This window comes from Psychrobacillus sp. NPDC096623 (genome assembly GCF_044762655.1).
Classification (GTDB): domain Bacteria; phylum Bacillota; class Bacilli; order Bacillales_A; family Planococcaceae; genus Psychrobacillus.
In genome coordinates this window covers 199,101-217,619 of sequence record NZ_JBIWER010000007.1, presented here as the reverse complement: position 1 = coordinate 217,619, position 18,519 = coordinate 199,101, and the positions used below count along the sequence as shown (strand labels likewise).

The window sequence follows — 18,519 nt, the reverse complement described above, 5'->3', positions numbered from 1 at the left end:
CCGCCAGCGTTCGTCCTGAGCCAGGATCAAACTCTCCATAATAGAGAACTTAAAAAGCTCATTTTGTTTTGCTGGCATCATCATTAAATGATGTCAAATTTGTTTGCTTTCAGACTAACTAAGTTAATCTTTCAAGCTGTATGTCTTAACGTTTTGCATGTTCAGTTTTCAATGTTCATGTTGTTGTTATGTCGTTTTGGCGACTTCTATATATTATCAAGTTCTCAGGGATATGTCAACACTTTAATTGAAAATATATTAAGAAGCTGAAACAGTAGTAAAAATTTAAAGAATCCGGCCAAAATCTACATTCAGATTCTGCTACATTATAAATTGATTGTAGTGGAAGGGTGACTCGTGGGGGAACAGTACAACGCCTGAGACTACAGGATCTGTCCGTGCCCCCGGAAAGCGTCCCTGGAACGGAAATCAATTTTTGTTTTTGGGTTATGTCCCAACCTCTTAACTTAATTAACTAATAATACTCTCTATGTGAATCGATCTGTTCGCAGCTAAATCTATTATTTTCCCACTGTCTGATAATCGAATCATTGGACGCATTGGAGAATCTCTATGTAAGAAAACTACTTCTCCTTTTTCTCCTGATGAAAGAAGGACACGCGTCGAAATAGGAAGGGACCCTACTAACTCTATTAATTTGTTTACTACTTCTATATTAAACTTTCCAAACCCTTCTTCTCGAATCATTTCTAATACTTTAAAAGAAGAGCTTCTTGCGCGATAATTACGTTCTGATGTCATCGCATGGTAGACATCTGCCACCGCAATAATTTGAGCATAAACAGAAACATCATTCATTTTATCGCTTTTTGGATAACCACTTCCATCTAGACGTTCATGATGTTGGAAAATTGCTAATTTCATTTCAGGTTTTAGTAAAGGACTATCTTTAATCATTTGAAAGCTGTAAATGGTATGTTTTTTTACCTCTGAAAAGTCTGATTCTGTTAGAGTAGATTTTTTTTCTCGTATTTTCGGATCTACTTTTGCCATACCTATATCAGCCATCAATCCAGCAGTAGCCATTTGTGTTATTTGACCAGATGAAAAATTTAACTTTTTAGCTATAGCACCTGAAATAATTCCAACAGCTATTGAATGATGTGCAATATATTTATCCATCATAGAATACATATTTAACAGAGAAAATACCTGTTTTTCTATCATTGCTTTTTCGACTAGAGGCATGATAATATTCCGTAACTTCGCCACATCTACTTTCATGCCAGCTTCCCAGCTAACAAACTCTTTATAGAAACTATCTACGGCCTCTTTATATAATTGTGCAAAACTAGTTGTAACTATCGGTTTTTCTTCTTTTTGAATTAATACTTCTTTATCTTCGGTTAACTTTTTAATCTCTTCTTCTGTTCTATTAAAAACATTTTCTAGGGCCACAGGTACTTTTGTTATATTAAAAGCACGCAAAACCTGAATAAGCTCTCTAGTTACCTTTGACTCTTTATGAATGATAGGTGAATTAGTATTAACTAATATATCCTCCGCGATTATAGCGCCCAATTTTAATTCCTCTAAGTTGATGAGGGTTTGGCTCATTTAGTATTCCCCTTTTCCAAACATTTCTTTAATTATACTAAACATTCACTTGGAAAGTATATGTAAAAAAACTAACTACATAAGTAAAAACACCCTCCCAAAAATGGAAAGGTGTTTATTGTTTTTTAATCGGTTTGTTCTTCTGTTGTTGATGAATTGATGTCAGTTGTAGAACTCTCTTCTAGATTGTCTTCGGCTTCTACATTCTCATCTTCTTCTTTTTCGACTTTTGCTACAGTGGAGATTATCTCATCCTCTGCTAATCTCATTAAACGAACACCCTGTGTACTACGACCTGTTATAGAAATATCATTTACATCCATACGGATCAGCATGCCGTTAATCGTAATGAGCATCAAGTCTTCTGTACCACCAACAGCCTTAACAGCTGCTAAAGGACCGTTTTTATCTGTAATATGACAAGTTTTCACTCCCATACCACCGCGAGTTTGTAAACGATATTCCGATTCTGGAGTACGTTTTCCGTATCCATTTTCAGTAACAACTAATATCTCTTGATCTGGCTCGATAATTTCCATGCCGACTACATAGTCATCATCCTTCAGACGAATACCTCTTACTCCTCCAGCAGTTCTACCCATAGAGCGTATATCTGTTTCTTCGAATCGAACCAATTTACCTTGACGTGTACCAATAATAATCTGCTTGCTACCATCAGTTAAACGAACAGCAATCAGTTCATCATCTTCACGTAAGGAAATAGCAATTAATCCATTCGCACGGATATGTGCAAATCCAGTTACAGGTGAGCGCTTAGTTACCCCATGCTTCGTTGTGAATATAAAGTATTTATCATCTTCAAACGATGCCATCGGAATCATCGCTGTGATGTGCTCATCTTTTTCTATACCTAAAAGATTTATGATTGGTAATCCCTTAGCTGTACGACCATACTCTGGGATCTCAAATCCTCGAGCTCGATAAACTTTACCTTTGTTTGTAAAGAAGAGAATTGTATCATGTGTTGATGTGTACAAAAGATGCTCAACAAAGTCATCTTCGTTTGTACCCATCCCTTGAACACCACGACCGCCTCTTTTTTGACTCTTATACGTATTAGCAGGTAAACGTTTAATGTAGCCTTTATTTGTTAAAGTAAGAACAGAATTTTCTACCGGGATTAAGTCTTCATCCTCTAATACTTCTGCTCCGCCAGCAACAATTTCCGTTCGACGTTTGTCTGCATAGCGATCTTTAATCTCGGTAATTTCTTCTCTTATGATTTCAACTACGCGATACTCATTTGCCAAAATGAATTTTAGTTCTTCAATTAATTTCATTAAGTTTTGATATTCTTCTTCAATTTTATCTCGTTCTAAACCAGTTAAACGTTGTAATCGCATATCTAAAATTGCTTGAGCTTGTCTTTCGGATAAATTGAATGTCTCCATCAATCCATTTTTTGCTTCTTCACCTGTTTGTGAAGAACGGATTAACTTGATAATTTCATCAATATGATCTAAAGCAATTCGAAGCCCTTCTAAAATATGTGCGCGATCTTCCGCTTTGTTCAGTTCAAACTGAGTACGACGACGTATTACCACTTTTTGGTGTTCTAAGTAATGATATAGCATTTCTTTTATGTTCAAGACTTTTGGCTGATTGTCTACTAATGCAAGCATATTCACTCCGAAGCTTGATTGTAATGCAGTTTGTTTATATAAGTTATTTAATAATACGTGAGAATTTGCATCCTTCCGTACTTCAATAACAATTCGCATTCCATTACGGTCAGATTCATCTGCCAAATGGGTAATGCCATCTATTTTTTTATCGCGTACTAACTCCGCAATTTTTTCTATTAAGCGAGCTTTATTTACTTGGAAGGGTAATTCTTTAACAATAATAACTTCTTTACCACTTGATTTAACTTCAATTTCTACTTTTGCACGAATTAATATGGATCCTCTACCTGTTTCATAAGCACGACGAATACCACTGCGTCCTAAAATTATCCCTCCCGTTGGAAAATCAGGTCCGGGTATAATAGACATCAGTTCTTCAAGTGTAATTGCCGGATTTTCAGCTAAAGCCAATACTCCGTCAATTACTTCTCCTAAATTATGAGATGGAATATTCGTAGCCATACCAACTGCAATTCCAGAAGCTCCATTTACAAGTAAGTTAGGAAATCTACTTGGTAATACAACAGGCTCTTTTTCTTGTCCATCATAGTTATCTTTGTAATCTATTGTGTTTTTATTAATATCACGCAATAACTCCATGGCAATTTTAGACATTCTGGATTCGGTGTAACGCATTGCAGCTGCTCCATCACCATCTACTGAACCAAAGTTACCATGTCCATCTACTAACATATAGCGGTAGCTCCAATGCTGTGCCATACGTACCATTGCCTCATAAATAGATGAGTCACCATGTGGATGGTATTTCCCCATTACGTCTCCTACAATACGAGCCGATTTTTTATGAGGTTTATCAGGCGTATTCCCCAACTCTTGCATACCATATAAAATTCGACGATGTACAGGCTTTAGCCCATCACGAACGTCTGGCAAGGCACGGGATACAATAACACTCATCGCATAGTCTAGAAATGAGGTTCTCATTTCTGTACTAATATTGATCCCTTTCACGCCTTTATTCGGTATTTCTGACATCCTAAAGACCTCCAGTCACACACTTCTTATATATCTAAGTTTTTCACGTATACAGCATTTTCTTCGATGAAGAGACGTCTTGGTTCTACTTCCTCACCCATTAGTTGTTCAAAGACCTTATCCGCTTCCATTGCATTATCTAAATTTACCTGTAGTAATGTGCGTTGTTCCGGGTCCATAGTTGTTTCCCATAGCTGATCTGCGTCCATTTCTCCTAAACCTTTATAACGTTGAATATTTGGTTTTGAAGTTTTAGGTAAACGGTCTAGAATTTCTTTTAATTGTTCGTCATTATAGCAATACTCTACATGCTTCCCTTGTTTCACTTGATACAAAGGTGGCTGAGCTGCATATACAAAACCAGCTTCAATTAATGGTCTCATAAAACGGAAAAAGAATGTAAGTAACAATGTCCGAATATGTGCACCATCGACGTCGGCATCTGTCATAATAATAATCTTATGATAACGAGCTTTTTCTAAAGTGAACTCTTCTCCAATACCAGTTCCAAGTGCCGTAATCATCGCGCGAATCTCTGCATTTCCTAAAATTCGATCTAAACGAGCTTTTTCGACATTCAGAATTTTACCACGCAAAGGAAGTATTGCTTGAAAATGACGGTCACGACCAGATTTAGCAGAACCACCAGCCGAGTCACCCTCTACGATATATAATTCACTTTCTGCAGGAACACGAGAAGAGCAGTCTGCTAATTTACCAGGTAGGCTAGATACTTCTAATGCCGATTTGCGACGTGTAAATTCACGTGCTTTTTTAGCAGCAACGCGAGCTCTAGCAGCCATCAAGCCTTTCTCCACTATTTTTCTTGAAATTTGAGGATTTTCTAATAAAAATCGGTCAAACCCTTCGGAAAAAAGACTATTTGTAATAGGGCTAACTTCGGAGTTACCTAATTTTGTTTTTGTTTGTCCCTCAAATTGAGGATCTGGATGTTTTATGGAAACAATTGCAGTTAAACCTTCCCTTACATCGTCCCCAGATAAATTGGTATCTGCTTCTTTTAATAAACCATTCTTTCTTGCATAGTCATTTATGACACGAGTTAATGCAGTTTTGAAGCCAGATTCATGTGTTCCACCTTCGTACGTACTAATATTATTAGCAAAAGATAAAATATTGGAGGAGTATCCTGAATTATATTGCATAGCAATCTCTACAGAAATTCCATCCTTTTCACCTTCAATAAATATAGCTTCTTCTGTTATAGGCTCTTTGGATTCATTTAAATCTTCAACGTACGATTTAATACCACCCTCGTAGTAGTATTTAACCGTTTTTTCTTTTCCTTCTCTTTCATCTGCAAGTGTTATAGATAACCCGCGATTTAAATACGCAAGTTCACGTACACGATGTTCAAGAATCTCGTACTCGTACACAGTAGTTTCCGTGAAAATCTCAGCATCTGCCTTAAATCTAGTAGTTGTTCCAGTAACATCTGTTTCTCCAATAACTTCTAGAGGTGCCGAAACTGCTCCACGCTCAAATTTAATCACATGAATTTTTTCATCACGTTTTACATATACTTCTGTATATTCGGATAGGGCGTTTACAACTGAGGCACCAACACCATGTAGTCCTCCGGATACTTTATATCCGCCGCCTCCAAATTTACCACCTGCATGTAGAACAGTCATAATTACCTCTACTGCTGGCTTGCCCATTTTTTCTTGATTATCAACTGGTATACCACGACCATTATCTTCTACTCGGATCCAATCATCTTTTTCGATAGTAACAATAATATGGTCACAGTGTCCTGCTAATGCTTCATCAATACTATTATCGACAATTTCCCAAACGAGATGATGAAGCCCTTTTGAACTTGTTGTACCAATATACATCCCTGGACGTTTTCGAACAGCTTCTAGTCCTTCTAATACTTGTATCTGATCGGCGTCATAAGATTGATTCAGATCTTTTTCATCCATTGCCAACTTGCTCACCCACTCTTTCATTCCTTCAATAATGGAGATTCATATTAATATCTTTGACTATTTGAATCAATTTCATAAAAGCGTAGTCCTTAGTGAAATCCTAACAGCGCTGATTTCTGCTCTAGGCTGAAATTTTCCGCGGGCACGGCTCGAGTAGCCGCCTGCCGCTCCATAGAACCAACTTTTTAAAACGAATAAAAAACAAGGATATAAAGTAAACATTCGTGTTTTTAAATATATTTAGGAATTATGAAATTGACTTAATTATTGATCTTTTACTGCACCTTGTTCCACATGAAACAATTCTGCTTGTTGAATAGTCTCATGTGCTATTCCTTCAACACTTGTGGTCGTTACAAACGTTTGGACATCACCTTGAATTGTATTTAACAAGTGAGATTGTCGATAGTCATCTAATTCTGATAGTACGTCATCCAGTAATAAAACAGGAGATTCACCAACCTCCTGTTTTATTAATTCGATTTCAGCGAGCTTCAAAGACAATGCCGTAGTACGCTGCTGTCCTTGAGATCCATAAGTTTGAACGTCATAGTCATTTACAAAGAATTGCAAATCATCGCGGTGTGGACCAATTAAGGATACTCCCCGGTAGAGTTCTCTATTTTGACTATCTGCTATCTTTTTTTCAAGATGATTTTTCATTTCGTTTGAGGACCACTCTGGTTGAATTCCGGTTGTAGAATTATAAGTAATTCGCAATTTCTCCAGACCTCTAGAGATTCCAAAGTGAATTGGTTCCGCCCATTGTTGTAATAATTGCATAAAATGAAATCTTTTTTGTATCACTTTTACTGCTGCATCTATATATTGTTCAGTATAAACATCGAACATCACATCATTTAACATTGGCTTACCTTGATGTTGTTTTAGAATATGATTTCGCTGCTTCATTATTTTTTGAAAATGAAGTAAATCATGTAAATAGATAGGGGAAATTTGACCGATTTCCATATCAAGAAATCGTCTTCTCACTTGTGGACTTCCTTTTACTAAATATAAATCCTCTGGTGCGAACATTACTACATTCAGCTGACCTATATAATCGCTTAAACGGGTTTGCTCTAAATGGTTTACTTTAGCTTTTTTTCCTTTTTTTGAAAGAATTAATTCTAAAGGCAAATGACCATATTTTTTTTGTATATCCCCTCTTATTTTACCATAGTCTGCTTCCCAACGTATCAATTCTTTATCGTTAGAAGTTCTATGAGATTTTGCCATGGATAATACATAGAGAGATTCCATTAAATTCGTTTTACCTTGTGCATTTTCACCTATTAACACATTGATCTTAGAGGAAAAATTCATCTCAATTGAATCGTAATTACGGAAATCTTTTAACTCTAATCGTTCAATATACATATCAATCCCCGTTCTCAGGTCCAACCAGTTTAAATCTTCCTACTTCCGGGATGTTTACGACATCATTATGACGTAATTTACGACCTCGTCTTTGATCCACTTCTCCGTTCACATATACCTCATGCTCACTCAAAAACCATTTGGCCATTCCACCGGAGCTAATTGCATCTGTCATTTTTAATAATTGCCCAAGTGTTATAAATTCTGAGTCGAATCGAATTTCTTCCAACAATAACTCAACCTCTTCTCCTAATCATTATCCCATCATTTTACCCCAAATAACGAAATAAGTAAAAAAGATAGCCACAAACGTGACTATCCTTCACATATTAGTAAGTTCTTACTGGTAAAATCAATTGCAATATTGAATCGTCATGGACGGATTTCAATATAAAGGGTCTCATAGCACCTGTGAATAAAATCTTCACATCTTGACCATCTATAGCTTTTAATGCATCCATCATATATTTGGCGCTGAAAGAAATTTTTAGTTCTTCCCCATCTATTTCTTCCGCTTGAATTTGTTCTTCTACGTTCCCGATCTCTGGAGAATTAGAAGACACTTCTATAAATCCATTACCCAAAGTGGAAAAGCGTACGACATTGTTTCTTTCTTCACGAGCAAGTAAAGAGGCTCTGTCAATGGCTTGCAATAAAGATTTACTATTAACCAAAATAGTTGTTTTGTTTTCACTTGGGATTAATCTTGATGTATCTGGATAATTGCCCTCTAATAATCGCGAATAGAATAGTACGTTACCTGTTTTAAATAGAACTTGCTGTTGAGTCATCACAATTGCTACTTCCGATGATGTTTCCTCTAAAATTTTATTTAATTCATTTAAGCTTTTCCCAGGAACTACTATACTGAATTCTCCGTCTGGTAAATCCTTAATAGCTGTTTTTCTTTTCGCCAATCGATGACTATCAGTTGCTATACAGTGTAGTTCTCCTTCTTTAACCTGCCAATTGACACCTGTAAGAACTGGACGACTTTCTGAAGTAGATACGGCAAATACAGTTTCTTTAATAATAGATTTGAGTAAATCAGATGGAATAAAGAACTGTCTATCCTCTTCTATTTGAGGCAGCAATGGGTATTCGGATGCATCCAATCCAATTAAATTAAATTCTGATTTACCTGATCTAATATGAGTTTGGAATTGATTGGTTACTTCAATTTCAACATCATTTGTTGGTAACTTACGTACAATCTCATTAAAAACTCTTGCCTGTAAAACGATAGAGCCTGGTTCAGTAATACTGATAACTTGTTCTCCATTTATTTCAACAGGTATAAAAGTTTGAATAGTAATATCTGAATCACTACCAGTAATATAAAGTCCTTTATTAGTTACTTCTAATTTTAATCCAGTAAGAATTGGAATTGTTGTTTTGGAACTTACTGCTTTTATAACATCACTTAATCCCTCTAATAAACTATCTCTCATTACTTCGAATTTCATTTTTATACCTCACTTATATAATTATTATTTATTTAAAAGAATAATAGATATAGTACTAGGGCTTGTGGATATGTTGATAAGTCTTTTTTTCTTTACTTAGAGTTACTTGTCCACATGTGTATAAGTTGTGTTTAAGTAATCTAGTAAACTAAGCGTTTATCCACAAACTCTTTTTATCTACCTAGAATAGATTTAATTTGTTTTACGTCATCTTGAAGATTTGTATCTTCTTTTAGCATCTTAGATATTTTTTCGTGAGCATGAATAACAGTTGTGTGGTCACGTCCACCAAATTCTTCCCCGATTTTTGGTAACGAAAAATCAGTTAACTCTCTTGAAAGATACATTGCAACTTGTCGTGGAAATGCAATTGACTTTGTGCGTTTTTTAGCGACAAAATCTTCTAATCTAATATGGAAATGCTCCCCAACTACCTTTTGGATATCTAAAATCGTAATAATTCTCGGACGAGCATTTGGCAGGATATCCTTAAGAGCTTCTGCAGCCAAGTCAATATTAATATCCTTATTTATAAGTGAAGAATAGGCAACTACACGAATAAGAGCACCTTCCAGTTCACGTATATTGGAATCTATTTGATTTGCTATATATGCCATTACATCATCAGAAATATCTAATCCATCGGCACGGGCTTTTTTACGTAAAATAGCAATACGAGTTTCTAAATCTGGTGGTGCAATATCTGTTATTAATCCCCATTCGAAGCGAGAACGTAAACGATCTTCTAAAGTAGGAATTTCTTTAGGTGGACGGTCACTTGAAATGACAATTTGTTTTGATTCCTCATGCAGGGCATTAAAAGTATGGAAAAATTCTTCTTGAGTTGATTCTTTTCCTGCAAGGAACTGAATATCATCTATTAGTAGAACATCTACATTTCTATATTTATTACGGAAATTGACAGCTTTATTATCTCTAATAGAGTTTATGAACTCATTTGTAAACTTTTCGGAAGATAAATAAACCACTTTAGCATTTGGATTGTGTTCTTGTACATAATGACCAATCGCATGCATTAAGTGGGTTTTTCCTAATCCAACTCCTCCATATATGAAAAGTGGGTTATAGGCTTTTGCAGGAGCTTCGGCTACAGCTAAAGATGCTGCGTGAGCGAAGCGATTACCAGATCCAATGACAAATGTATCGAATGTATTTTTAGAATTTAACATCCCTGGTGAAAAATCTGGTTGATCTCCATTATTTGCAGGGGTTTTTGGTTTAGGAATGTCGAAATCATCTATATCAATATTTTTAGGTACGACAAATGATATAAGTAGTTCGTTGCCGGTTAACTCCGTTAATATACCAGCTATTAGGTGAACATAATGATTTTCTAACCAATCCCTAGCAAATGAATTGGGCGCAGCTATCGTGACAGTTTCTCCTTTATATGAAAGTAGTTTCGTCGACTTCAGCCAAGTTTCAAAACTTGGTTTAGATGTTTTCTTTTCTACTTCAGAGAGAACTTTAGCCCAAAGTTCTTCTAAATGTTCCAATTATCTAGTCTCCTTTACTGTAGATTTATTCGTTAAAACTCTTTTTCAATAAAATAAAATATGTATGACAAAATTCGACATATACACAAATCCACCAGTTGTGGATAAACTTTATAAAGTTATGGGAATAAACTTATCCACAGATTACTAACAACTGTGGATAAGAAAAATGGGTGAAATATTTTTGAAAAAGTAAAACACAAGTATCTTAACAAAAAAACATTGGAATTACAAGAGATTTCAGGGTTATCCACAATTATTTAATTATTAACATTATAAGTTGTCCACAATAGAATGATATGTGAAAAATATGTTTATAAGTGTTGTGGATAATTTTTGAGTGAATTTTATTATACACAACCCTTTAAAAAGATTCACTCTTTAATGTGGATAACTATTTTCTTTATGAAAGATAATAATTATTAAAAGTAATTGACAAAAGCCCTGTATTTTATATATAATATCGGAGACTGTCTTAGGAAGATTGAAGATGATCACTCAGGAGGTGTCATATAGATGAAACGTACATTCCAACCAAATACACGTAAACGTGCCAAAAATCACGGTTTCCGCGCACGTATGAGTACTAAAAACGGTCGCCGCGTACTTGCAGCCCGTCGTGCTAAAGGAAGAAAAGTGTTATCAGCATAAGTCCACTGACCATTTCAGTGGTCTTTTTTTCTTTTAAAACGATTAGTTGGAGCTGGTGAGAAGATGAACAAAAAACAACGTATTAAAAAGAATGCAGAGTTCCAAACAATTTTCAAAAAGGGGAAGTCCTTTGCGAACAGGCAATTTGTTGTTTACTGTTTAAATAAAGAAGAAGATTATTATCGAGTTGGATTATCTGTCAGTAAAAAAGTTGGGAATGCAGTAGTTCGCAACCGTATTAAACGATATATTAGACAAACCTTCCTAGAAATACATGATCAAGTATTTCCAAACATGGACTATATTATTATCGCCAGAAATCCGGCGGCCAAGTTAGACTTTCATGAAACCAAAAAAAGTTTAGAACATGTTTTAAAAGTAGCTAAAGTCTTTAATAGGAAAAGTTAGTAGTAACTTTTTAAAGAAATGGTAAGATAAAACGAAGAGATATATAAGACTTATTAGGGGGAAGAAGGTTGAACAAACGTTTATCACTTGTACTATTATTAATAGTAACTACTGCATTGCTAGCAGGATGTACAGAATTTAACGAGCCAATCTACGATAATTCAAAAGGATTTTGGAACGAATACATCGTATGGCCTTTAGTATCATCTATTACGTTTTTTAAAGAATTATTAGGGACATATGGTTTGGGTATTATTGCTGTAACAATAATTATTCGTTTAGTGTTACTACCATTAATGATTAAACAGACAAAAAGCTCAAAAAATATGCAAGAAGTCCAACCTGATTTAAAAAAGTTAAAAGAAAAATATAGCTCTAAAGATGCTGTCACACAGCAAAAGTATCAACAAGAAATGATGGCCTTATTCAAAGAAAGAGGCATTAATCCTGCTGCTGGTTGTTTACCAGTTTTTGTTCAAATGCCGATATTAATTGGTTTCTATCACGCTATTAGTCGTATGAACAATACGCCAGAAATTAATCTAGGTGATTTTCTAGGCTTTGCACTAGCAGAACCAAGTATTACCCTAGCTATTTTGGCAGGTCTTATGCAATTGATCGTATTACGTACTGGTCCAGCAATGGATAATCCCCAAATGAAGCTAATGATGTATATTATGCCATTTATGATCATTGGATTTGGTATCGTATTACCTGCTGCATTAACTTTGTATTGGGTTATTGGAAATATTATTTCTATCATTCAAAATTTATTCATTTACAAGCCTTGGAACAAACCAAAAACAGAACCTGTTAAAACGGGAGGACCAAAAAAATGAATCAGATTACACAAACTGCACCTACAAAAGAAGAAGCTATAACAGTTGCACTTGAAAAGCTTGGCGTTACACGAGACGATGTGTCAATTAAGGTAGTGGAAGCAGGTAAAAAAGGTTTTCTTGGATTTGGTACGAAACCTGCAGTTGTTGAAGTAACTGTTTTGAAAAAAGAACAAGAAGTAAAAGTAGAACAAGCAGAAGAACAAGTTATAGATGAAGAAATAACCGCTTTCGAAAAGGCAGTCGCAAATGAGTCGGTTATGGAAGAAGAACCTACTAGTATAGAAACAAATGAACAAGCAGTAAAAGAAACAAAAGGCTATATAATTGAGATTGCAAAAGAAATGAATATTGACGATTTAGTTATTAATGAGAAAAGAGAAGGAAAGTTTATTCATCTTCACCTAAATAGCGAGAAAGCTGCTATGTTAATCGGGAAGCGTGGACAAACACTAAATGCTTTAGAAAACTTATCACAGCTAGTTGCGAATAAGTTTTCCAACTCCTTTATTATTATTAAATTAGATGTTGGTAATTACCGCGAACGAAGACAAGAGTCATTGGAGCAGCTTGCAGAAAGAATGGCAGACAAAGCAATCCGAACTGGCAACAAAGTAGAATTTGAACCGATGTCTTCATTTGAACGTAAAATAATTCATAATGCATTGTCTGTTCGAGTAGATATTGAAACTTATTCAGTGGGAACAGATCCAAATCGCTATCTAGTAATCGAACCAATTAAATAATTCTTTAACGGATTTCAGCTATGTAAAATACTGAAGTCCGTTTTTCTTGCTATTTCGTTAGCAGCTTTATTAACAAATTATCCAAGCTCTAGCTTTAGGTATTTTTATTCATATATGTAAAAGTATCTATACTTCTGATTTTCGTTGTTTTATGGTATTGTTATATGTTAGATAGTCGTGTGCGTTTTAGTTATACACATGTGGATAAGTATGGATTTGTAAGGAGGTGGACACCTATGGAATTTGATACAATAACTGCTATTTCGACTCCAATGGGAGAAGGTGCCATTGCAATAGTGAGACTAAGTGGATCTAGTGCAATAGCAATAGCAAACAAAATATTCCGTTCACCAAACGGAAAAGAGTTATTTGACCAGAGTTCTCATACTATTCATTACGGACATTTAGTTGACCCTAAAACAGATGAGGTCGTTGAGGAAGTAATGCTGTCCTTAATGAAGGGTCCAAAAACGTTTACAAGAGAAGATGTAATTGAGATAAACTGCCATGGAGGACTAGTTTCTGTTAATCGAGTATTACAGTTAGTATTGACGAACGGTGCGCGACTTGCAGAACCAGGTGAGTTTACCAAACGTGCTTTTTTAAACGGGAGAATCGATTTGTCTCAAGCGGAAGCTGTAATGGATTTAATAAGAGCAAAAACAGATAAAGCTATGAATGTTGCTTTAGGTCAAATGGAAGGTCGTTTATCGAGACTTATTGCAACATTAAGGCAAGCACTTTTAGAGACATTGGCACAAGTAGAAGTTAATATAGATTATCCAGAATATGATGATGTAGAAGAAATGACACTTCCACTGATGATTGAAAAATGTACTTGGGTCAGGGAAGAAATCGACAAATTATTGTTGACATCATCCCAAGGTAAAATACTCCGTGAAGGACTATCTACTGCGATTATCGGGAGACCAAATGTAGGGAAGTCATCCCTATTAAATAGTTTAATACAAGAAAACAAAGCAATTGTTACGGATATCGCCGGAACTACGAGAGATATTATAGAAGAATACGTTAATGTTCGGGGCGTTCCATTAAAATTAGTGGATACTGCTGGTATTCGAGAAACAGAAGATATTGTAGAAAGAATTGGCGTAGAAAAGTCTAGGCAGGTACTGAAAGAAGCAGACCTAATATTGCTTGTACTAAATAGTGCCGAGCAGTTAACGATAGAAGACCGAAGATTGTTTGAAGCAATTGAAGGTATGGATTATATCGTAATTATCAATAAAACTGATTTACCAACTAAAATTGATATAGAAGAAGTAAGAAACTTAACTGGTCAAAAACGTATTGTAACCACATCTCTGCTACAAGAAGAAGGGATCGATGAGTTAGAGGAAGCAATTGCCTCTTTATTCTTTGAAGGTACAATTGAATCTTCCGATTTGACTTATGTTTCAAATGCTCGTCATATTTCATTATTAACATTAGCAAAATCGACAATTACAGATGCCTTAGAAGCAGCGCAAAGTAATGTGCCTGTGGATATGATACAAATAGATGTTACAAGAACGTGGGAAATTTTAGGTGAAATAACTGGGGAAACAGTAGAAGAAAGCTTGATTGATCAGCTATTTTCACAATTTTGCTTAGGAAAATAAATAACGAGAGGAAGTTACGAACATGCCGAAGTTTGAAGCAGGCAAGTTCGATGTGATTGTTGTTGGAGCAGGACATGCAGGCGTAGAAGCAGCTTTAGCAGCTGCTAAAATGGGTGCAAAAACGTTAGTTCTAACAATTAATCTTGATATGATTGCATTTATGCCTTGTAATCCATCCATCGGAGGACCTGCAAAAGGAATTGTTGTGCGTGAAATAGACGCGCTTGGCGGGGCCATGGGAAAAGTTATAGACAAAACACATATTCAAATGAGAATGCTGAACACGGGGAAAGGACCAGCTGTCCGAGCATTACGTGCACAAGCAGATAAAGTATTATACCAACATGAGATGAAGCGTCTTTTAGAGGAACAAGATAACTTAACGATTCATCAGGCAGTTGTAGAAGACTTAATAGTGGAAGACGATCAAATTGTAGGGCTGGTTACACAGGTCGGAGCAGTTTATCGTGCAGAAACAGTCGTTATAACAACTGGTACTTTCTTGCGTGGTGAAATTATTATTGGTGACTTGAAATATTCAAGTGGACCAAATAATCAGCAGCCATCTATAAAATTAGCGGACAGTATTCGTGATTTAGGATTTGATCTAGTTCGCTTTAAAACAGGGACTCCACCACGAGTAAATAGTAAAACAATCGATTATAGCAAAACAGAAATCCAACCTGGCGATGACGTTCCAAGAGCATTCAGTTTCGATACAACAGAATTCATTATGGATCAATTACCATGCTGGTTAACATATACAAGCGAAACAACACATCAGATTATAAATGAAAATTTACATTTATCACCGATGTATTCTGGTATGATTAAAGGTACAGGACCAAGATATTGTCCATCAATTGAAGACAAAGTAGTTCGCTTTAACGATAAGCCACGTCATCAAATTTTCTTAGAGCCAGAAGGAAGAAATACACAGGAAGTATATGTTCAAGGATTATCTACGAGTTTACCAGAGCATGTGCAACGTCTGCTTATTGCATCTGTTCCAGGACTTGAAAATGCTGAAATGATGCGTGCTGGATACGCGATTGAGTATGATGCGATGGTACCGACACAGTTATGGCCAACATTAGAAACGAAAAAAGTTAAAAATTTATATACAGCTGGTCAAATCAATGGGACTTCTGGTTACGAAGAAGCAGCTGGTCAAGGATTGATGGCAGGGATAAATGCAGGTCTACGAGCACTCAAGAAAGAAGAAAAAGTGTTAAGTAGATCAGATGCATATATAGGTGTATTAATTGATGACTTAGTAACGAAAGGAACAAATGAACCTTATCGTTTACTTACTTCTCGTGCTGAATATCGTTTATTACTTCGTCACGACAATGCAGATTTAAGACTATTAGAAGTTGGTTATGAAATTGGATTAGTTCCAGAAACACGGTATAATAAATTTTTAGAGAAAAAGAAAAGAATAGAAGATGAGTTAGTTCGTTTACGTTCGACTATGATAAAACCGAATGAAACAACTCAAGCTTTAATACGAAGTGTGGAAGGTAGCGAATTGAAAGATGGAATTCGTGCAGCAGATCTGTTAAAAAGAACTGAAATGAACTATGATTTAGTAGTTCAATTATCACCACCTGAGGTAGAATTATCACTAGAAGAAAAAGAACAAGTTGAGATACAAGTTAAATATGAAGGGTATATCGAAAAATCTCTTCAGCAAGTAGAAAAACTTAAAAAAATGGAAGACAAAAAAATCCCTGAAAATATTGATTATAATGCGATCAATGGTATTGCTACAGAAGCAAAACAAAAACTGATGGAAGTCCGTCCGTTATCAATTGCCCAAGCATCCCGTATTTCAGGTGTAAATCCAGCTGATATTTCTATTCTACTTATATATATTGAACAAGGAAAAATAGCTAAAGTTACTGGATAGTCTTAAATGATAAGGAGAACTACATGAACGAAGAACAATTTGTACAAGCCCTTCATGAAAAAGGAATAGATTTGAGTAATACACAAGTAGAACAATTTCAAACTTATTTTAGGCTACTAGTGGAATGGAACGAAAAGATGAATTTAACAGCAATAACGGATGAAGCATCCGTATATTTAAAGCATTTTTTCGATTCCATTAGTGCTTCTTTTTATGAAGATTTAACAGGAGAATACACTCTTTGTGATGTTGGAGCTGGAGCCGGTTTCCCTAGTATTCCTCTAAAAATTTGTTTTCCTAATTTAAGTGTCACAATTGTAGACTCATTAAATAAACGAATTCAATTTTTAACTCACCTAAGTCAAGAACTTGGTTTAACAAATGTTCATTTTGTTCATTCTCGTGCAGAAGACTTTGGACAAAATAAAGAATATAGAGAAAATTATGATATAGTTACTGCAAGAGCTGTTGCAAGACTTTCCGTTTTATCTGAACTTTGTCTTCCTTTAGTAAAAGTTGGAGGGAAATTTATAGCAATGAAAGCTGCTAGTGCTTCAGATGAACTTAAGGATGCTTCAAAAGCGTTATCTGTTTTAGGTGCAGAAAAGACTGCAGATTATTCTTTTCTGTTGCCAATAGAAAATAGTGAAAGAACGTTGTATGTCTTTTCTAAAACTAAAAGCACACCGAAAAGATACCCTCGAAAACCAGGTATTCCGAACAAAACACCAATTATTTAATGAGGAACGTTCCACGTGAAACATTTAATGTATAATAATATTAACAGTGAATATTTTGTGTATAGAGTTTCGAAAAGGTGGTGCGAGTAAGATGAAAAGTCCATTTTCACGTTTTTTTGGAAGTTCTGAAAAACAGGGACAGGAAGAAATGATTGAGCCAAGGCAAAATCATTTAGAAGAAGTTTTAAATATAGCAATTGAGAAAATAGTCCCTAATAGATACCAACCGAGGACTGTTTTTGATGACGATAAAATAGAAGAACTAGCAAGAACCATTCATACTCATGGTGTGATTCAACCAATCATCATCCGAAAAATGGATGATGAAAAATACGAGATAATTGCTGGAGAGCGTCGTTTTAGAGCGATGACCAAATTAAAGTGGGCCGAGGTTCCAGCAATAATCCGTAATTTAAGTGATAAAGAAACGGCTTCTATTGCTCTAATAGAAAATTTACAGCGTGAAGAACTAACAGCTATAGAAGAAGCTGTAGCGTATCAAAAATTATTGAAATTACATGAACTAACTCAAGAAGCATTAGCACAACGTCTAGGTAAGGGACAGTCTACAGTTGCAAACAAACTGAGATTACTAAAGTTGCCTCAAGAAGTTCAAGAAGCTATTATGAAAAAAGAACTTTCCGAAAGACATGCTCGCGCTTTAATGCCAATTAAAGAAATAGAGACACAAATAGATCTTATGAATATGGCTATTGAAAAACAGTGGAATGTGAAGCAACTGGAAGAAAAGGTTAATGAAATCATTAATCCACCCGAGAAAAATGAAAAAAAAGATAAATCAAAAAGGAAAGTAATAAGTAAAGATGTGCGTATTGCATTAAATACAATTAAACAATCTTTATCGATGGTTACTAAAAGTGGTATTAATATTAAAACAGAAGAAGAAGATACTGAAGAATTTTATCAAATTACCGTAAAAATACCTAAAAAGAAATCATAAAATATTATCTTATTTCAACTCTCGCATATAAATTGCGAGAGTTTTTCTTTTGTAACAAGAATATCACCCAATTCTCATTCAAATTTGATAGAATATAATAGT

At 35.2% G+C, this 18,519-nt stretch carries 15 protein-coding genes; 8 read left to right on the top strand and 7 right to left on the bottom strand.

All coding sequences use genetic code 11. The annotated features are described in order from the left end of the window. Positions 1–471 precede the first annotated feature (471 nt). The 7 genes from ACIQX2_RS17425 to dnaA all read right to left on the bottom strand — a co-directional run bounded on the left by ACIQX2_RS17425 (position 472) and on the right by dnaA (position 10,538). On the bottom strand, positions 472–1,578 hold the full coding sequence (locus tag ACIQX2_RS17425) for an HD-GYP domain-containing protein (RefSeq protein WP_402853282.1): 1,107 nt from the start codon (positions 1,576–1,578) through the stop codon (positions 472–474). Positions 1,579–1,703: 125 nt separating this feature from the next. After that, a complete protein-coding gene (gene gyrA / locus ACIQX2_RS17420; protein ID WP_402853280.1) occupies positions 1,704–4,220 on the bottom strand; it encodes a DNA gyrase subunit A in 2,517 nt (838 codons plus the stop codon). 26 nt (positions 4,221–4,246) lie between these two features. Continuing rightward, a complete protein-coding gene (gene gyrB, locus ACIQX2_RS17415) occupies positions 4,247–6,169 on the bottom strand; it encodes a DNA topoisomerase (ATP-hydrolyzing) subunit B (RefSeq protein ID WP_402853303.1) in 1,923 nt (640 codons plus the stop codon). 270 nt (positions 6,170–6,439) lie between these two features. Then, positions 6,440–7,555: a DNA replication/repair protein RecF gene (recF, locus tag ACIQX2_RS17410; RefSeq protein WP_402853277.1), complete on the bottom strand. Its 1,116-nt coding sequence runs from the start codon at positions 7,553–7,555 to the stop codon at positions 6,440–6,442. A gap of 1 nt (position 7,556) precedes the next feature. Beyond that, on the bottom strand, positions 7,557–7,784 hold the full coding sequence (gene yaaA / locus ACIQX2_RS17405) for a S4 domain-containing protein YaaA (RefSeq protein WP_093062512.1): 228 nt from the start codon (positions 7,782–7,784) through the stop codon (positions 7,557–7,559). Between the two features lie 100 nt (positions 7,785–7,884). Further along, positions 7,885–9,021, bottom strand: coding sequence for a DNA polymerase III subunit beta (gene dnaN, locus ACIQX2_RS17400; protein WP_402853274.1), 1,137 nt, complete (start codon positions 9,019–9,021; stop codon positions 7,885–7,887). Positions 9,022–9,194: 173 nt separating this feature from the next. Next, entirely contained in the window at positions 9,195–10,538 is a 1,344-nt protein-coding gene (gene dnaA / locus ACIQX2_RS17395; protein ID WP_093062303.1) for a chromosomal replication initiator protein DnaA, read from the bottom strand. A gap of 516 nt (positions 10,539–11,054) precedes the next feature. Here dnaA and rpmH point away from each other — a divergent pair. The 8 genes from rpmH (at position 11,055) to noc (ending at position 18,417) form a co-directional block, all read left to right on the top strand. Beyond that, positions 11,055–11,189 (top strand): 50S ribosomal protein L34, encoded by a 135-nt coding sequence (gene rpmH, locus ACIQX2_RS17390; RefSeq protein ID WP_053591131.1) that lies wholly within the window; start codon positions 11,055–11,057, stop codon positions 11,187–11,189. Between the two features lie 63 nt (positions 11,190–11,252). Further along, positions 11,253–11,597, top strand: coding sequence for a ribonuclease P protein component (gene rnpA, locus ACIQX2_RS17385; RefSeq protein ID WP_402853269.1), 345 nt, complete (start codon positions 11,253–11,255; stop codon positions 11,595–11,597). Positions 11,598–11,665: 68 nt separating this feature from the next. Continuing rightward, positions 11,666–12,436 (top strand): membrane protein insertase YidC, encoded by a 771-nt coding sequence (gene yidC, locus ACIQX2_RS17380; RefSeq protein ID WP_402853267.1) that lies wholly within the window; start codon positions 11,666–11,668, stop codon positions 12,434–12,436. Beyond that, positions 12,433–13,182, top strand: coding sequence for an RNA-binding cell elongation regulator Jag/EloR (gene jag / locus ACIQX2_RS17375; RefSeq protein ID WP_402853264.1), 750 nt, complete (start codon positions 12,433–12,435; stop codon positions 13,180–13,182). Before yidC ends, jag begins: the two co-directional genes overlap by 4 nt. A gap of 236 nt (positions 13,183–13,418) precedes the next feature. Beyond that, complete coding sequence (gene mnmE, locus ACIQX2_RS17370; protein ID WP_402853262.1) at positions 13,419–14,804, top strand: tRNA uridine-5-carboxymethylaminomethyl(34) synthesis GTPase MnmE; 1,386 nt, start codon at positions 13,419–13,421, stop codon at positions 14,802–14,804. Between the two features lie 22 nt (positions 14,805–14,826). Beyond that, positions 14,827–16,716 (top strand): tRNA uridine-5-carboxymethylaminomethyl(34) synthesis enzyme MnmG, encoded by a 1,890-nt coding sequence (gene mnmG, locus ACIQX2_RS17365; RefSeq protein WP_402853259.1) that lies wholly within the window; start codon positions 14,827–14,829, stop codon positions 16,714–16,716. 23 nt (positions 16,717–16,739) lie between these two features. Then, the gene (gene rsmG, locus ACIQX2_RS17360) at positions 16,740–17,456 is read left to right on the top strand and encodes a 16S rRNA (guanine(527)-N(7))-methyltransferase RsmG (protein WP_402853256.1); all 717 of its coding nucleotides are present in this window, start codon (positions 16,740–16,742) and stop codon (positions 17,454–17,456) included. Between the two features lie 91 nt (positions 17,457–17,547). Next, complete coding sequence (gene noc, locus ACIQX2_RS17355) at positions 17,548–18,417, top strand: nucleoid occlusion protein (protein WP_402853253.1); 870 nt, start codon at positions 17,548–17,550, stop codon at positions 18,415–18,417. Positions 18,418–18,519: the final 102 nt, after the last annotated feature.